Here is a 16,929-nt window from a genome sequence, read left to right on the forward strand (position 1 = left end):
TTTATTTAGTCTTTAATTCCTCAACAAATCTAACAAAGTAATCGCCACGTTCTTCAAATGTTCTAAATTGATCCCAAGAAGCACATGCTGGTGAGAACAATAGTACATCGCCTGGTTCAACTAATTCCCAAGCACGAGGAACGGCCTCTTGTAGTGTATTAACAATTACAATGTCCTTAATTCCTGCTTTTCTAGCTGCGTCAGCTAACAAATATCTAGTTTCACCATAAAGAACAATTGACTTAACATGTTTTTTAAATAATGGTACCAAATCATCAAAAGTGAAGCCACGGTCTAACCCACCAGCAATCAATACTTCCGGTTGCTTAAATGATGGAATAGCTACAGTTGCTGCTTCAATATTAGTTGACTTAGAATCATTATAAACCTTGCAGCCATCAAGTGTTGTTACGTATTGCAAACGATGCTTAGCGCCAGTAAAGGTGCTCAATACTGCGGCGATATCATCATTATCAGCGCCCATAATTTTAGAAATTGCAATAGCGACTAAACTATTTTGCAAATTATGAATACCTGGTAATTTAATATCAGAAATCTTCATAATCTTTTCGTTTTGACTTTCAAGATATTCATCGCCAATGAAATAATCAGCATTATGATCTGTCTCAGAAAAAGTTTGCATTTTAGCTAGTGAAACTTCTTTTTCCTTAGCCAAAATATCTTTTTGATCATAATTAGCAATAAAGTAATCATTACTGTTTTGCGTTCTAGTTACATTCAACTTTGCATTGACATAATTTTCAAAAGTCTTGTGATAATCTAAGTGGACGTTGTTGTAAATATCAACAATCGCTGCAACTTTAGGATCAATATCAGTTACACCCAAAAGCTGGAAACTAGAAATTTCAACTACTAAAATATCATCCTTAGTTGCCTTAGGTACAACTTCAGAAATCGGTACGCCAATATTACCAACTGCATAAGCATGATGACCAGATTTTTGCAAATGATGGTCCAAAATTCTTTGTGTCAGCATTACCGTAGTAGTTTTTCCATTTGAACCAGTCACACAAACATAGGGAGCATCACTACAACTTAAGGCAACTTCTGGTTCAGTAATAATCGGGATATTCAACTCCTCAGCTTTTTGAACCATCGGATTTTCATAGGGAATACCTGGATTTTTAACTAAATAATCAAAATGTTCTTTTTCAAGCAAATCAACTGGATGATGACCGCCAATTACGCGTACGCCGCGACTTTTCAATTCTTGTGCCTTAGCATTTTTCTCCAAATCAGCTTTATCATTTAAAGTTAAATTTGCTCCTAATTGCAAAAGGAGTTCGCTAACAGCAAAACCACTTTTACCCAAGCCTAGAACCAAAATGTTTTTATTATTATAAGTTTTAATATCCTTCATTTTATGATTATCCCCAAATTACTAAATACAAAATACTGCCAATTAATCCAACTAACCAGAAGACAATATCTACTTTCCATTCTGACCAACCCAACATTTCAAAGTGGTGATGGATAGGTGTCATCTTAAAAATACGCTTACCCGTAGTTTGGAAAGAAATTACTTGTAAAATTACACTAGCAGTTTCACAAACAAAAACAATCCCAACTAACAATAATGACCAGGGACGGTTAAGCATAATACTGATTGTTGCTAAACCGCCACCTAAAGCAAGTGAACCAGCATCACCCATGAAAATTTTAGCCGGCTTATGGTTAAAAATAAAGAAGGCAATTAAACCACCAATTACACTCATACAAAAGGCCAAAACAGCAAAATTCTTTTGTTTGAATGCGATATAGGCATATGTACCATATGCTACAACTGATAAACCTGTTGCTAAACCATCAAGACCATCGGACAAGTTAACAGCATTTGAAAAACCAACCAGCCAAAAAATAATAAATGCCACAAATAAAACTAAGCTATGGACGACCCCAGCAAAAGGAATATATAACCCAAATTGAAAATGATCACTTGTAGCAATCAAGACAATTAAAATTGCAATTATAATCTGTAATGCTAATTTTTGCCATGCACGCAAGCCTAAATTACGTTTGAAGTAAAGCTTAATACCATCATCAAGGAAACCGATAATACCGTAGCCTAAGAGACTGATTACCAAAATCCAAACAACTTTATTCAAGCTGTGCTGCATAGCAGCTACCCAAATAACAGAAATAACTGCTGCAATTACAAAAACGGTCCCACCCATTGTAGGTGTGCCAGACTTTTTTTGATGCCATTTAGGACCTTCATCACGAATTTCTTGTCCTTCGTGATGTGACCGCATAAATTTAATCAACAATGGAATAAAGATCACTGTCAAAACCAGTGAACTAACTAGGGCAATACAACTTGCCAACATCATATTCATTCTGAGTTACTCCTTTAACTTAATGTTTAATTTTCTTCCAGCTTTTAATTCTGTTCCTTTAGCCACGCTTTGACTCGCAACAGTGCCGGTACCTTTTATGCTTAACTTAATATCTGTCAAACTAGCAAATTGGTGTAAATCACTATAAGTCCATCCCGTCATATCAGGACAAATGATTTTTCCTGAAGTATTGACAAAAATCTTAGACCCAGACTCTAACTTTTCGCCACTCTTAACTCCTTGATTGCTAATCCGATCACCGCTACCAATTTTAACCAAATTAAGTCCTAATTGCTTAGTTTGACTTTCAGCTTGTGCAACGGTTTTAGCTTTTAAGTTTGGTACTTTTACAGTAGTTGATACATCATCATTTTTAGCAATCGAAATGATTCTCTGCATCATCGGTTTGAAAATTGAAGCCAAAATCTTTTCAGCTCCGCCTCCAATTAAGTGTGGTTGCTTAATTGTCAAATAAATACAGTAACGTGGTTTACTTGCTGGATAAATACCAACAACAGAGAAAATATAATTACTATCACCCTTTAGATAACCTCCACCTTTAGGGTTAGCAATCTGCGCAGTCCCCGTCTTAACAGCAATATCGGCGTTTCCCATCTTATAAGCAGAACCAGTTCCTGATTGCTTATTAAGTACCTTTCTCATGTTAGCCACAATTACTTTTCTGGTTTTAGCACTATATACTGGAGTACCAACCTTTTTAATCTGATAGCCTTGAATTGTATTGCCATCAGAGTCAGTAATTTTATTAACCAACTGTGGCTTTACCATTTGACCATTATTAGCCAAAGAACTATAAGCTTGCATCATTTGCATTACATTCACAGTAATGCCTTGACCAAAAGCAGTAATTGCTTGGTCAACTGGTGTTTTAAACGAAATCATCCCCGGCTGCTCACCTGGAAGACTGACTCCCGTCTTTTCACCAATTCTGAACTTCTTCAAGTACTTCTTCCAAGTCTTAGCACCCATCTTTTGTTCTAACTTAACAAAACCAGTGTTACTTGAACGTTCAAAAGCTTGAGAAAATGGAATTGTGCCCCAACCTGAAGTCAGCCAGTCATGGATAGTCGAACCAGCAATATTAACAGAACCAGACCGGTAATACTCATTAGGGTTGTAATTGCCACTGTTGACTACTGCAGCGAATGACAAAATCTTGAAAACTGATCCTGGTTCATAAGTATCTTGCACCAAGATATCCCGATACGACTTAGTTAATCCCTTCATAGTTTGAGGATTAAAAGTAGGGCGTTGAGAAGCTGCCAAAATTTTCCCAGTCTTCATGTCTTCAACTGTAGCAGTAATTGATGTTGGTCGGTAAGTTTTCTGTACTTCACTTAAGCGAGTCTCAAGCAAACTCTGCAACTGAGAATCTAGTGTTAAATACAAGTTGTTTCCATTTTTAGCAGGCTTATAAACCTGATTACTATTTGGAAGCTGATATTCAGATGCATCTACCGAAGAAATCCGGTAACCATCTGTCCCAGTCAAAGTCTTATTGAAATAGGCTTCAATTCCCATAGTTCCGACTAAGTTTTGTGCATTAGTCTTTTTATTCCAAATTGGTTGAGCCAATCCAACAGTATGTGATGCAAAAACACCATTGGGATACAATCTAGATGGTGTTTCCAAGAACTTAATTCCTGGTAATTTCATTGCTTCAATCTTTTTCTTTTGCCGCAATGTCAGTCCACTACCACCTGTCCCAAATTGTACCTGAAAGACCTTCTTTTTTGGGGTTAAATATTGGTAAATTTTTTCCGCAGACAATGGTAAAACCTGTGCCAGCTTTTCAGCTGTCTTGGTTTTATTCACTACATACTCAGGTTTATTCTTATAGTTGATCGAAGTCTTATCTAAAATCGCATAAACCGTATACAAATGCGAATCTTCCGCAATTGTTAATCCATTTCGATCATAGATAGTCCCTCGCGTGGCCTTAATTACCTGATTGCGCTTATAAAGCTGCTTGGTACGCTGTGATAAATTTTGACCATTAACTGTCTTGGATATTCCGATATATAAAAATCTAGCCGTAAATACAAGAAAAACCAAAGCCACGGCCATTTGGAGAAATCTCCCCACCGTAAAGCGGTAGCCGTGGGCTTTGGATTTTTGTAATTTTAAATTACTGTTTTTTTTCATTAACGAATCGTCCTAATATTTTTGTTAATTAGAGTTAATCCTTTTTCACGTGCAATTTTATTTAAACGTGAAGTAGAGGTCAACTCCCCAATCTCTTGACGTAAATCGGTAATCTTATTCTGTTCCTTAGCAACTGTTTGTTGAGTTCTAGTCAAATCATGTTGAGCCGAAGTTGCAGAAATACTAGAAGAAACTAGAAAGATCATCATGCCCAACGTAATGACGCTTCCAATAATCATCAAAGCTTTTTCTATGCCACTATAAGGAACTTTACGCGGATCAAGGATAATTCGTTGTCGTCTTTGCGAACCATTTCTACTACTTGGTTCATATTCAATTTTTCTTGCTGAGCTATCAGCCATAACATTTTCCTCTTTATAACTTCTCTGCAACCCGTAGTTTTGCACTGTGTGAGCGGTTGTTGTTCTCTAACTCAGAAGTAGAGGCTACAATTGGTTTGTGATTTACCAAACGTAGCGTTGGCTTCATACCGTCCGGTATAAATGGCATTCCTCTTGGCACTTCAACTTCTGAATACTTCTTAAAAATCCTTTTAACGATCTTGTCTTCATGAGACTGAAACGTAATTACACTGATTCGACCACCTGGACGCAATATCTTAATTGCTTCCTCTAGCGAAGCTTGTAAAACATCAAGTTCGTGATTAACAGCGACCCGCAAAGCTTGAAAACTCTTCTTTGCCGGGTGCCCTCCAGTCCTTCGTGCATACGCAGGAATCGCATCTTTAATCACATCAACTAATTCAAAAGTTGTTGCAATTGGCTTTTCCCGTCGTCTTTCTACGATTCTGTGAGCAATTTGACGAGAAAACTTTTCATCGCCATATTGATACAAAATATCTGCCAGTTCTTTTTGACTTAAAGTATTAACTAACTGATAAGCATCTAAGTCCTGACTTTGATCCATCCTCATATCTAATCGCGCATCATAACGATATGAAAAACCGCGATCTGCTTGATCAAATTGAGGGGAAGATACACCTAGGTCATAGTAAATGCCATCTATTCCATCTGAGTAACCCAGTTTTACCAGGTCCTTTTCCAGATTACTAAAGTTGTCATGTACCAATTCTAACCTTGGCTCACTATCCGGTTGTAATAAATTCGCAAAGTTCAACTTCGCCGATTTTATCGCATATTCATCTTGGTCAAAACCTACAAGCGTACCGGTGTCAATTTTGCTGAGCAAATATCTAGCGTGTCCACCACCGCCAAAAGTTGCATCTACATAAAGACCACCGTTTTTTGGTTTCAAATTGTCGATAGTTTCGTGTAAGAGTACACTGGTGTGTTTGAATTTCATATTTTTTATAGTTCAATGTCGTCCAAATTTTCAGCAATATCATCATAGTCTTCGTTAGCTTCTTCTTCAAAACTAGTCCAACGTTCTTTTGACCAAATTTCAATTCGATCAGAGACACCAATGATGACACATTCTTTAATGAGTTTGGCATGCATTTTCAACGTTGTTGTCAGATTAACGCGACCTTGCTTATCAAACTCACATTCCATCGCACCAGAGTAGAATAAACGCATAAATTTACGTGTATTCCTCTTAGTCAACGGAAGTTTTGCTAATTTAGCTTCAATCTTCGACCACTCCTCCATCGAGTAGCCAAAAATGCAGCCTTCCATTCCTCGCGTGAATATCATCTTGTCGCCAATCTGATCGCGAAGTTTCGCTGGTATAATCAGGCGACCCTTGCTATCAAGATTGTGGTGATATTCACCCATGAACATGGTCTAGCCCCCTTCCACTAAATAATTTACCACAATTCCCCACTCTCTACCACATTCATAAGAAAAAAATACAGATTTTTAAATTTCTTTTTTATTGTGATTTTTCAAAATAAAAAAAAGTCACAAAATGTTGAAATTTTGCGACTTAAGCATATACAAATAATTTTATTTTATAACACTAGCATCAATAAAAGTCCGATATACCAGAAAACAGTACAGGCAGTCAAATAATCCCATAATTTTCTAACTGTTTTTCCTAAAGAAATATTTTTATTTCTAATCGCATCGTTCAGCGACACAACAATCACTAATACAAAATAGCATAAAAAACCATAAGGTAAAAAAGAAGGTTTATTCATATGTAAAGTAATTAATCCACAAGCTGAAAGAAAGAAAAATGGCATAACATCGTACCCTCTAAACTGTGCTTTAGGGAAAATTTTATTGATAAAAAAAGCAACTACTAAGCCAATAATTGGAATTAGGAAAATATAAAGCATAAGCATTCCTCCATTCTTTTTATTCTAAACTATAATTGATTTGAAAAAAACCGTTAATAAGCATAAAATATTGTTCAAATAGGAGGGCTGTTTATGGCACGAAAAAAGAAAAAGAAATCAGGTTTTCAAAAATTAACTATTGCAATGGCTTGGATCATGGCAATTATTACTTTAGCAGCTGTTATTGCTCAAGCTGCTATCTCACTTCAAAGTTTTTAAGGATTAAAAAGACGCGAAAGAAAAAATCTTCCGCGTCTTTTTTAAACTCGATAAGCGTTTAAATCAATTAAGAATGGATAATCCTGAGCTAAATTGCCCCAAATCCAATACAAGAGAAAAAAGAAGACAACTGCCCAACCTAAACTGACTAAAATGCTCATTAATAATACGTGTGCTGATGCAGCACTAATACCCACCATATTAAAAATGAGCCAACTATACGCAACAAAAACTGCAGTTCCTAATAAAACGACAATTAATCTAGCCCATAACATTTCCGGTAAAAAACGAGCTGTTTTTTGACAGATCCAGCAACTTGCAGGTAGGAAAACTGTATAAACACCGATAATGCCATAAAAATAGATATCAGCAACAATTCCTGCACCTAATGCTAACCAAATTTCATTATCATTAGTATCATCAAACAGACCAATCAACATTACACTGATTGGCAAAATGACGCTTGACGCTGCAAAGTTGTCATAAGTCATAAACTGATGTAAGTAAAGTGCACATACACCGTCTACTACCAATGCAATAAATAAGCCAATTGCCAAAACCCATTTTCGAAACGTAGACATTAATTAGCCACCTGTCTTTCAATTACAGTTACAACAGATGGATCACTAATATCACCTGCTGGTTTAATTCTAATCTGATCAGATAGACCAAATGAATCACGAGTTGTCGTAGTAACTGTCCCAATTAACAAGCCTTTTGGTGAGTTACCGCCCATACCACTAGTATAAACTCTCGTGCCGGCCTTCAGTTTGCGACCATCAACCACCTGTGTAAAGGCAAGATAATTATTGGAAGTAACTGTAATAATACCATGTACTGTTTTTCCATTCGCAGCATCCGCTTGAACAGAGAAGCGATTAGCCGACTCATCAGTAGTAGTAAGTAATTCCACCTTGGAAGAAGCAGCATTTGCTTCTACAATTCGACCAATAACACCGCCATCGCACATGACAGCCATATTCTTTTTAATTCCAGCTGAACTTCCTTTATTAATCACTAATAAATCTGACCATGTATCAGGCGACCGAGAAATAACAGAGGCGTTGACCATGGTATAGCCACTTAACGTATCTTTTAATTTCAATGCAGACTTCAATTGCCTATTTTCTTTTTCAAGAGCTGAATTGCGAGCCTTCGTCTGGCCTAAATTAGTAACTTCTCGCTTTAGATGATTGTTTTCTTCTTGCGTATTTAAAATATCATGAACACTATTTAATCCGCCTGACACGAGCCCTACTGGTACATCAACAATTCTAGTACCTAAAGCAACGACATCGTTACCCAAGCTTTGAATCAGTAAAGGTGTATTGCGCCTATTGCGCAAGCTAACACTACCACCCAAAACGGCTAAAATAACAACTACTATAATAAATGCTGATAATAACTTTTTATTTTGCAGAAATTTTTTCATTAAGAATTGATCCTATAGAAAAACCGGCAACAGCCGGCTTTTTTATTATTTGCGACTTCTACGCATTACTTCAATATTCTTGAGTGATTCACCAGTACCAATTGCTACACAATCAAGTGGATCTTGAGCAATAAACACAGGAACCTTAGTTGCTTCAGAAATAACTTCTGGCAAATTCTTCAAGAGTGCACCACCACCAGTTAAAACAATACCATGATCAATAACATCGGCAGCAATTTCTGGTGAAGTTTGTTCCAAAGTCTCCTTAATAGCTACGATAATGTCTTGAACTACATCTTGAATAGCCTTGGCAACATCAACTGCTTCAATATCAACAGATTTTGGTAAACCAGTTACTAAATCACGACCACGAATATTCATTGATTCAATTTCTTTAGCCTTTTCAACTGAAGCTGAACCAATTTGAATTTTAATGTCTTCTGCAGTTCTTTCACCGATTAATAAGTTAAAGTTTGAGTGAACATAGTTAATAATCGCATTATTAAACTTATCACCGGCTTGACGAATTGAAGTTGATGAAACGATTCCACCTAATGAAATTGTAGCAACATCAGTAGTACCACCACCGATATCAACAACCATTGAACCAGTAGGATCCATAACTGGCAAGCCAGCACCAATTGCAGCTGCGAACGGTTCTTCAATTACAAATGCTTCACGCGCACCTGCAACTCTAGCTGCATCAATTACAGCACGTTTTTCAACTTCAGTAACACCTGAAGGAACACATACCATTACTGATGGCTTAGAATTACCAACAGTTTTTTCCATAAAGTACTTAAGCATTGCTGCTGTAGTATCATAATCAGCAATCACACCATCCTTCATTGGACGGATAGCTACGATACTACCTGGCGTTCTACCAATCATTTCTTTAGCTTCTGAACCAACAGCGATTACTTCGCCTGTTTGTGTATTCTTTGCTACTACAGAAGGTTCTCTTAAGACAATTCCTTTTCCTTCCATGTAAACAAGTGTATTGGCTGTACCTAAATCGATACCAATATTCTTTGTACCTAATCCAAACACAAAAATCTCTCCTTAATTGTTGCGGTCTCTAAATCTTGAATAATTATAGCATACTATAACTTTAAAGGCGCCTTTCACACAAATTTTAAAGAACTTTAAAACAATTTTTCTCACGCAAACTTAAATATTGACCTTCTCCCACGATAAAATGGTCTAAGAAATCAATTTTCATCATTTTTGCAGCTTGACGTAAACTTTCAGTTAATTCCAAGTCACTTGCAGATGGCGTTAATTTACCACTAGGATGATTATGAGCAATAAAAATTCCAGAGCAGCCATAAATAACTGCCCACCGAAAAATTTCCCGCGGATGAGCAATTGATCTATTCAAAGTCCCTTGAAATAGTTTCTTCTCAGCAATAATGTGGTTGCTATTGTCAATATACAATGCCCACAATTCTTCCTGCTTGTGCCCTATCAGCTTATCAGCTAAATACGTACCTACTTCAATGCTAGATGTCAAAATTGTCTTTCTCTTAGGTGAAGCGCAGCGCAAACGATCTAGTACTGCCTCAGCCGTAATAGCAAGTTCATCCGAGCATTCTGAACTGGTAATAAACTTTAATAGATCATTAAACGAATTTAACCCTGCGTTTTTCAGAAAAACATTTAAGTCCTGCAACGTATGAATTCCTTTATTTTCTAGTTGTTCAAATAATTGTGTCAATAGCTCTAAATCTGTTTTGACAAAGTAATGATTTGGTTTTCTTTTTAACATAAAATCCCCCTCATTACTTATTACGCAAAAAAGAGCTAAATTTTTTTCAGAAATTCAAAAAAGTTTTGACAAATCATCGTTGCATTCTGCTTATCTTTAACAGATGGTGCTTTCAAATCTGGTACCATCACACATTTTAACCCTGCATTAGCAGCTGCTTGAACACCGGTTGATGAATCTTCAAAAACTAAAATATTTTCTTTAGGTAAATTCATTTTCTTAGCTGCTTCTAGATAAATATCTGGTGCCGGCTTAGCCTTAATGTGACCTCTTTGTACATCAAGATAACTAAGATGAAAATCAAAATAATTTCTGATTCCAGTCGCCCACATAGCATGCTGAACTACATTTTCATAATTACTTGAAGCAATCGCCATCTTCAAACCACGCTTTTCAAATTCGTCTAATGCTTCTTGAACACCAGGTTGCAGCTTTAACTTTCCCTCATCAGTCCATTGCCACACCAAGTCATCAGTTCGCTTAATAAAACGATCACGGTCTGCTTCAGTTTTAAAATATTTATGATAAAAATCCTGCATCTCTTTAACTGTAGCACCAGTTAACTTGAGATAAGCATCCCGCGGCGTACCCAAATTCTCTTCTTCTGCCGCCTGAATATTAGCATCCCAATACAGCTTCTCTGAATTAACTAGCAAACCGTCCATATCAAAGATAATGCCTTGAATATCATCATCTAGCCCTTGTACGCGCATCACGTTTTCCTTTCCAATTTAAAATAGCACTAACCAAATAAAAGGATCCACTAACAATTAAAATATCATTAGCTCCCAAGTGATCTCGCAGCTGGGTAAAAGCAGCTCGATAATCTTTTTCATAATTATATCTTTTTTGTACATCAATTGGAAAATCATCTTTTTTAGCTACTCGCGGATAAGATAAAGTTGTCAGTAAAACTTCATCTTTATCATCAAACAAGCTAAATACCTGCTCAAGATCCTTATCTTTCATCATAGTCACTAAAGCATAAAGCTTGCCATGCTTTTGCTGGGTCATACGATGAACGACTGCCAGCAAATTACTCATTGCCTGAATATTATGTGCTCCATCTAAAATGATTAGCGGATTTTCTCGTAAAATTTGATAGCGCCCTGGAATAATCGTTTGATTAATCGCTGTTTCAACTTCTTCATTTGATAAAGGCAGTTTCAACAAAAAGAACGCCTGGCAGGCAACGGCAATATCATAGGCTTCAACTTGTGGTCGTAAAGCAAAAACTAGCTTTCTTTTGTGATCTTGATAAACAATTTGATTATCAAGTAAAACACTAAAGTCTCGTCCTAATTGATAAACTATCGCATGTTCTTCTTCGGCTTTACTTTTCAAAATTGGCCAAACTACTTCTGGCACGTTACCTAAAACTACTGGTCTTTTTGCCTTAATAATGCCGCTTTTCTCACGTGCAATATCCTGAATTGTAGGTCCAATAATTTTTTCATGATCGAGACCAATTGTAGTAATAATACTTACTTCTGGCATAATTACATTAGTCTTGTCATGTTCTCCACCAATTCCTACCTCGATAACAGCATAATCACACTTTTTTTGAGCAAAATAGACGAAAGCCAGTGCGACTTCATATTCAAAGGTTACTAACGAAAAAGTTGAGTCCTGCTGCTGCAATTTCTCATAAGTACCCTGCACAATATTAGCTGTTTTAACTAAATCCTGATCACTAATATTTTGATTATTTAACTGTATTCTCTCATTAAATTCATAGACATACGGTGAGACAAAAAGGCCAGTCTTTTGACCAGCCTTTTTTAGTAGGTTTGATAAATAGTATGAAGTTGAACCTTTACCATTAGTGCCCGTAATGTGAATCGTTTTAACTAGATCTTGAGGATTGCCTAATTCCAACAATAACCGCTTAATAAAAGACAAATTATTTTTAGGATGTAAATGAGGCAAAGCATATAAGTAATCGATTACTTCTTGAGCTTTAGTAAATTTCAATTATTTACTCTCTTTCAAATCTTGAATTCTTTCACGAACACCGGCTAATTGACTTTCGTAGTCAGCCTTCTTTTCTTTTTCCTTGTTGACAACAGCTTCTGGAGCGTGATCAACAAAGCCTTTGTTAGCCAGCTTCTTTTCACAACGAGCAACTTCGTCTTCAAGACGCTTTTCTTCTTTTTCCATCTTTTCTAGCTCATCGTCAACATTAACAAGTTCAGTTAATGGAACAAAAATTTGTGCGCCTGGAATTACAGCAGTCTTAGCTAATTTGGGTGCTTCAACTTCACTAGCTACAGTCAATTCCTTTGGATGCAAGAAGTTTTCAACATAATCAGCATTTTCGTCCAAAACGCGCTTGTTAGCTTCATCGTCTAATTGAATCATGATGTCGATTTGACTTGACATTGGTGCATTAACTTCCATGCGGATGTTACGTACTGCTTTAATAGTTTCAATTAAGAAGGCCATGTCTTGATCTGCTTGCTTGTTTTCAAATTCCTTGTGAGTAGTTGGATATTCAGCAACCATAATTGACTTACCTTCATGTGGCATTGAAAGCCATAATTTTTCAGTTACAAATGGCATAATTGGGTGAAGCAAACGCAAGATTTGGTCAAGAATCCAAATTAAGTTTTCTTGCTTTCTTGCCTTTAATTCTTCATCGTCACCATTCAAAGCAACCTTAGAAATTTCGATGTACCAGTCACAGAAGTCATTCCAGATAAAGTTGTAAGCTTCACGACCAGCTTCACCGAATTGATATTCATCAAACAAGCGAGTTACTTCACTAACAGTATGATTCAAGCGATCGAAAATCCAGCGATCTGATAAGTCAAACTTAGAAGTATCTGGCATATGAGCTGGTTTAGCATCTGCTGGCAAGTTCATGATTACAAAACGACTTGCATTCCAAATCTTGTTAATGAAGTTCCAAGCAGCAGATAATTTCTTAGGATCATAACGAGTATCTTGACCAGGAGCAGTACCATTAAGCAAGAACCAACGAAGGGCGTCGGCACCGTATTTATCAACTACATCCATTGGGTCAACACCGTTACCAAGTGATTTACTCATCTTGCGACCTTGTTCATCACGCATTAAACCGTGTAAAACAACATCATTAAATGGACGCTTGCCGGTGAAATGTAAACTTTGGAACATCATTCTTGATACCCAGAAGAAGATAATATCGTAACCAGTTACCAAGGCATTAGTTGGGAAGTAGCGCTTAAAGTCTTCCGCATTAGTATCAGGCCAACCTAAAGTTGAAAATGGCCATAATGCACTTGAGAACCAAGTGTCAAGTACGTCTGGATCTTGTTCCCAGTTTTCAATGTCCTTAGGTGCTTCTTCACCTACATAAGTTTCACCAGTTTTCTTATTGTACCAAGCTGGAATTCGGTGCCCCCACCACAATTGACGTGAAATACACCAGTCGTGAACATCTTCCATCCAGTGATCAAGAGTTTGTTCAAATCGTTCTGGAACAAAGTTTACTTTGCCGTCAGTCTTTTGATTTTCCAAAACCTTGTCAGCAAGTGGCTTCATCTTAACGAACCATTGCTTAGAAAGGCGTGGTTCAACTTGAACACCTGAACGTTCTGAGTGACCTACTGAGTGAACGATTGGTTCAATCTTAATCAAGTAGCCTTCTTCTTTAAGATCTTTAACTAAGGCTTCACGACAGTCGAAACGATCCATACCAGCATACTTGCCACATTCTTCGTTCATCGTACCGTCATCGTTCATCACGTTGATTCTCTTCAAGTTATGACGATTACCTACTTGGAAGTCATTAGGGTCGTGAGCTGGAGTAATTTTAACTAAACCAGTACCAAATTCTGGGTCAACATGTTGATCCTCAATAATTGGAATATGGCGGCCAACTAATGGCAAGATCAATTCTTTGCCAACAATATCCTTGTAGCGCTTATCACCAGGTGCTACCGCAACAGCAGTATCACCAAACATCGTTTCAGGACGAGTAGTAGCAATTTCTACATAACCTGAACCATCTGCAAATGGATACTTAATATGGTAAAAGGCACCCTTATCATCTTTGTGAATAACTTCGATATCACTTAAAGCGGTTTGAAGTGCTGGATCCCAGTTGATGATGTATTCACCACGATAAATTAAGCCCTCATTATAAAGTTGAACAAAGACCTTCTTAACAGCCTTTGAAAGACCCTTATCAAGGGTGAATCTTTCTCTTGAATAGTCAAGTGAAAGTCCCATTTTAGCCCATTGCCCCTTGATAATAGCTGCGTATTCATCTTTCCAGTCCCAAACTTGCTTAACAAAAGCTTCACGTCCCATTTGGTGACGATCTTTACCTTGCTTACGTAATTTTGCTTCAACCTTAGCTTGTGTAGCAATTCCAGCATGGTCCATACCAGGAAGGTAAAGAGTATCATAGCCTTGCATCCGCTTAAAACGAATTAAAGTATCTTGAATTGCAGTATCCCAAGCGTGACCCAAGTGCAACTTACCAGTTACATTTGGTGGTGGAATAACAATTGAATATGGGTGAGCTTTTTTGTCACCTGATGGCTTAAATAAATCTTCATCAAGCCAAGTTTGGTATCTACCTTTTTCAACCTCATTTGGGTTGTATTTAGGTGCTAAATCTGTCATTATAATTCCTCCAATAAAAAAGTCCTAGACATATTGTCTAGGACGATCAGTTAAACCGCGGTACCACCTATGGTTAAGCATAAAAATTATGCTTCTCTCAATTGCGATAACGGTGCGCACCGGATTAACCTACTTTTTATTTTCAATTAATCAGCTAATCAAGCTACTAGTCAACCTTCGGCCTCTCAGCTGTCTGGCTTTTCTCTGTTAATAAAGTCGACCCCTCTTGATTCTTGCTTTGGTTATGATTATAGCATGAACTTCACTCAGAAAAAAGGGTTAGGAATTAGTCGTAATTAAGTTAGCCATATGTCTTTATTCTTTTAATAAATCAGCAATACATTTTTCCGATGAATGATATTGCTTATATTGTTTTAACACGTTGATTAAATCATCATAGTGACTATTCCAAAAATAATAATTTTCATCATAAGATTTCACACTCTTAAGATCGTGATAATACTGCTTAACAAAATCACTAGGCTTCACTTTACTTTTATAGTTATTTGTATATCGCTGATAGTCTTGATGATAAAGAATGTCTAGAATTTCAATCTCAGGTCTAGTACGAAGTTCTACTACTTCGGATACTTTCTTTTTATACACTTCTGGAAGATTAAACTTTTCGGTTTTGGAATCAAGTATCCTATAAATTTTAACCTTTCTACTTCTAAACCCTTTATTCAAAAATTCTTTAGCAAACTTTTTAGCATTTCGTGCTCTAATTACTTCACCTTCAAGAAGATCATCCTCGTTGAATTTTAGTGCATCGTGTTCCAATAGAACTTCCATAATTGCTCGTTCAGTATGACCTTCTACAATAATAGCGATTAGATCTGTAGAGTTACTCATCCATTTTAACCGCCTTTTCTGTAGCCTTCTTTAAAGCCATGTAGGCATCATAATCTGGAGCTGTCCCACCTAAATAATCTGATTCAAAAACATCGGCTTTATTTAGATCGCTTCTTACATCAGCAGTTGAATATCTTTGAAGCTGAATCTTGCCTTCTCTCTTAGTAATATATTCTTCATCAGTTCTTTCAATTTTATCCAAAATTTCAGTATAGTGCGTACTAAATACCAAAGTAGCTCTATTTATGTTGATTTTAGGATTAGTAAAATACTCAATAAAAGAATCTACAATAGCGTGATTAAAGTGATTCTCCAACTCATCAATAAAGATGATGCCACCAACGGAAAGTGCATTAATTACCTCGCCATAAAGAGTTATCCCTTTAGCTGTACCAGAAGACAAGTATTTTGCAATCGTTGTAAAATCATTTTCTGCAATCTCTGTATCTTTCCCTTTAAACTTCAGCTTAAACAATTGTTTAGTTGCACCAGAGCCCTCAGGCTTGTTTTCAATTTTAAGATATTCAATTGTTGGATCTAAAAAGTTTAAAATTTCTCCAGGCACATTGCCAGAACCATACATCAATGCATTAAAGTCAGTAAAGAACAAAGTATCAAATGGTATTTGAGGATAATACTTATTTTTCGAAATAATCGCTCTAAAAATCGAATCATCAGACGACAAAATTGAAGAAGCTAGGTCGCCTAATTCTTTTCTGTCTAATTCTGGTTTTATATTTTTGAAATCAAATAATTTTTTCTTTGAAAGATTAACAGTTACCTTTTTTCGATATACCGTTTCAGACTCAATATGCCAGCTTTTACTTAAAGTTTTCTTTAACTTGAAAACTAAACTATCCTTATAAACTACATGATCAGTTCCATAAAAATAAGTTGTAACACTAATAGGCTCATTTCCTATTAGCACATCCGTTAGCTTAGTTTGATCAATTGACTTTTCCATCACAACTGTTTGAAGAATTCCTATCAAGAGTTTCATGATCGTAGTCTTTCCAGTAGCATTAGTCCCTACTAGAGTGATTAAATTATTCACCCATAAACTGCCGAGCAAGTGAGTTAATCGATCAGAGGTATTAGAAGTAACCCTTGCATCACTGACCAGTGAAAATTCAAGATCATCCTCAAATAGCGGATGATTTTGAATTTCTAATTTTAAAAAGTATAATTTATTTTTATTCATAATTATTCACCTAAAATTGTTTTATTCAGGCTAAATTTTATCATATTTTTGCATTTTATA

Annotated in this window: 17 protein-coding genes; 1 reads left to right on the forward strand and 16 read right to left on the reverse strand. The window is 36.4% G+C overall.

What is annotated here, in order from left to right; genetic code table 11:
* Nucleotide 1 precedes the first annotated feature (1 nt).
* From murD to CP366_RS02635, 7 genes are all read right to left on the reverse strand, one after another.
* Entirely contained in the window at nt 2-1,381 is a 1,380-nt protein-coding gene (gene murD / locus CP366_RS02605; protein ID WP_023488120.1) for a UDP-N-acetylmuramoyl-L-alanine--D-glutamate ligase, read from the reverse strand.
* Nucleotides 1,382-1,388: 7 nt separating this feature from the next.
* On the reverse strand, nt 1,389-2,357 hold the full coding sequence (mraY, locus tag CP366_RS02610; RefSeq protein WP_005718838.1) for a phospho-N-acetylmuramoyl-pentapeptide-transferase: 969 nt from the start codon (nt 2,355-2,357) through the stop codon (nt 1,389-1,391).
* A gap of 6 nt (nt 2,358-2,363) precedes the next feature.
* Nucleotides 2,364-4,523, reverse strand: coding sequence for a penicillin-binding transpeptidase domain-containing protein (locus tag CP366_RS02615; protein ID WP_089147658.1), 2,160 nt, complete (start codon nt 4,521-4,523; stop codon nt 2,364-2,366).
* Nucleotides 4,523-4,885: a cell division protein FtsL gene (ftsL, locus tag CP366_RS02620; RefSeq protein ID WP_023488118.1), complete on the reverse strand. Its 363-nt coding sequence runs from the start codon at nt 4,883-4,885 to the stop codon at nt 4,523-4,525. The genes CP366_RS02615 and ftsL overlap by 1 nt, the downstream gene beginning before the upstream one ends.
* Nucleotides 4,886-4,898: 13 nt before the next feature.
* Nucleotides 4,899-5,846, reverse strand: a complete 948-nt coding sequence (rsmH, locus tag CP366_RS02625) for a 16S rRNA (cytosine(1402)-N(4))-methyltransferase RsmH (RefSeq protein WP_013086151.1) — start codon at nt 5,844-5,846, stop codon at nt 4,899-4,901.
* 5 nt (nt 5,847-5,851) lie between these two features.
* Nucleotides 5,852-6,283 (reverse strand): division/cell wall cluster transcriptional repressor MraZ, encoded by a 432-nt coding sequence (mraZ, locus tag CP366_RS02630; RefSeq protein WP_005718833.1) that lies wholly within the window; start codon nt 6,281-6,283, stop codon nt 5,852-5,854.
* Between the two features lie 170 nt (nt 6,284-6,453).
* Nucleotides 6,454-6,783 carry a DUF3397 domain-containing protein gene (locus CP366_RS02635; protein ID WP_005718832.1) on the reverse strand — a complete coding sequence of 110 codons (330 nt, stop codon included), beginning with the start codon at nt 6,781-6,783 and terminating at the stop codon, nt 6,454-6,456.
* Nucleotides 6,784-6,876: 93 nt separating this feature from the next.
* Here CP366_RS02635 and CP366_RS02640 point away from each other — a divergent pair, with 93 nt between their 5' ends.
* Nucleotides 6,877-7,002 (forward strand): DUF4044 domain-containing protein, encoded by a 126-nt coding sequence (locus CP366_RS02640; protein ID WP_005718831.1) that lies wholly within the window; start codon nt 6,877-6,879, stop codon nt 7,000-7,002.
* 41 nt (nt 7,003-7,043) lie between these two features.
* Here CP366_RS02640 and mreD read toward each other — a convergent pair whose 3' ends face one another.
* The 9 genes from mreD to CP366_RS02685 form a co-directional block, all read right to left on the reverse strand.
* The gene (mreD, locus tag CP366_RS02645) at nt 7,044-7,583 is read right to left on the reverse strand and encodes a rod shape-determining protein MreD (protein ID WP_005718830.1); all 540 of its coding nucleotides are present in this window, start codon (nt 7,581-7,583) and stop codon (nt 7,044-7,046) included.
* Nucleotides 7,583-8,434: a rod shape-determining protein MreC gene (mreC, locus tag CP366_RS02650; RefSeq protein WP_023488114.1), complete on the reverse strand. Its 852-nt coding sequence runs from the start codon at nt 8,432-8,434 to the stop codon at nt 7,583-7,585. Before mreC ends, mreD begins: the two co-directional genes overlap by 1 nt.
* 45 nt (nt 8,435-8,479) lie before the next feature.
* Nucleotides 8,480-9,484, reverse strand: coding sequence for a rod shape-determining protein (locus CP366_RS02655; protein WP_013086148.1), 1,005 nt, complete (start codon nt 9,482-9,484; stop codon nt 8,480-8,482).
* Nucleotides 9,485-9,569: 85 nt separating this feature from the next.
* Nucleotides 9,570-10,202, reverse strand: a complete 633-nt coding sequence (locus CP366_RS02660) for a RadC family protein (protein ID WP_013086147.1) — start codon at nt 10,200-10,202, stop codon at nt 9,570-9,572.
* Nucleotides 10,203-10,237: 35 nt separating this feature from the next.
* Nucleotides 10,238-10,915 (reverse strand): HAD family phosphatase, encoded by a 678-nt coding sequence (locus tag CP366_RS02665; RefSeq protein WP_023488111.1) that lies wholly within the window; start codon nt 10,913-10,915, stop codon nt 10,238-10,240.
* Nucleotides 10,893-12,176 (reverse strand): folylpolyglutamate synthase/dihydrofolate synthase family protein, encoded by a 1,284-nt coding sequence (locus CP366_RS02670; protein WP_089143172.1) that lies wholly within the window; start codon nt 12,174-12,176, stop codon nt 10,893-10,895. Before CP366_RS02670 ends, CP366_RS02665 begins: the two co-directional genes overlap by 23 nt.
* On the reverse strand, nt 12,177-14,816 hold the full coding sequence (locus CP366_RS02675) for a valine--tRNA ligase (protein WP_089147659.1): 2,640 nt from the start codon (nt 14,814-14,816) through the stop codon (nt 12,177-12,179).
* Between the two features lie 315 nt (nt 14,817-15,131).
* Nucleotides 15,132-15,668: an N-6 DNA methylase gene (locus CP366_RS02680; protein WP_089143170.1), complete on the reverse strand. Its 537-nt coding sequence runs from the start codon at nt 15,666-15,668 to the stop codon at nt 15,132-15,134.
* Nucleotides 15,661-16,869, reverse strand: a complete 1,209-nt coding sequence (locus tag CP366_RS02685) for an ATP/GTP-binding protein (RefSeq protein ID WP_005722797.1) — start codon at nt 16,867-16,869, stop codon at nt 15,661-15,663. Before CP366_RS02685 ends, CP366_RS02680 begins: the two co-directional genes overlap by 8 nt.
* Between the last annotated feature and the right edge of the window lie 60 nt (nt 16,870-16,929).

This window comes from Lactobacillus sp. UMNPBX15 (genome assembly GCF_002553785.1).
Lineage (GTDB): Bacteria > Bacillota > Bacilli > Lactobacillales > Lactobacillaceae > Lactobacillus > Lactobacillus crispatus.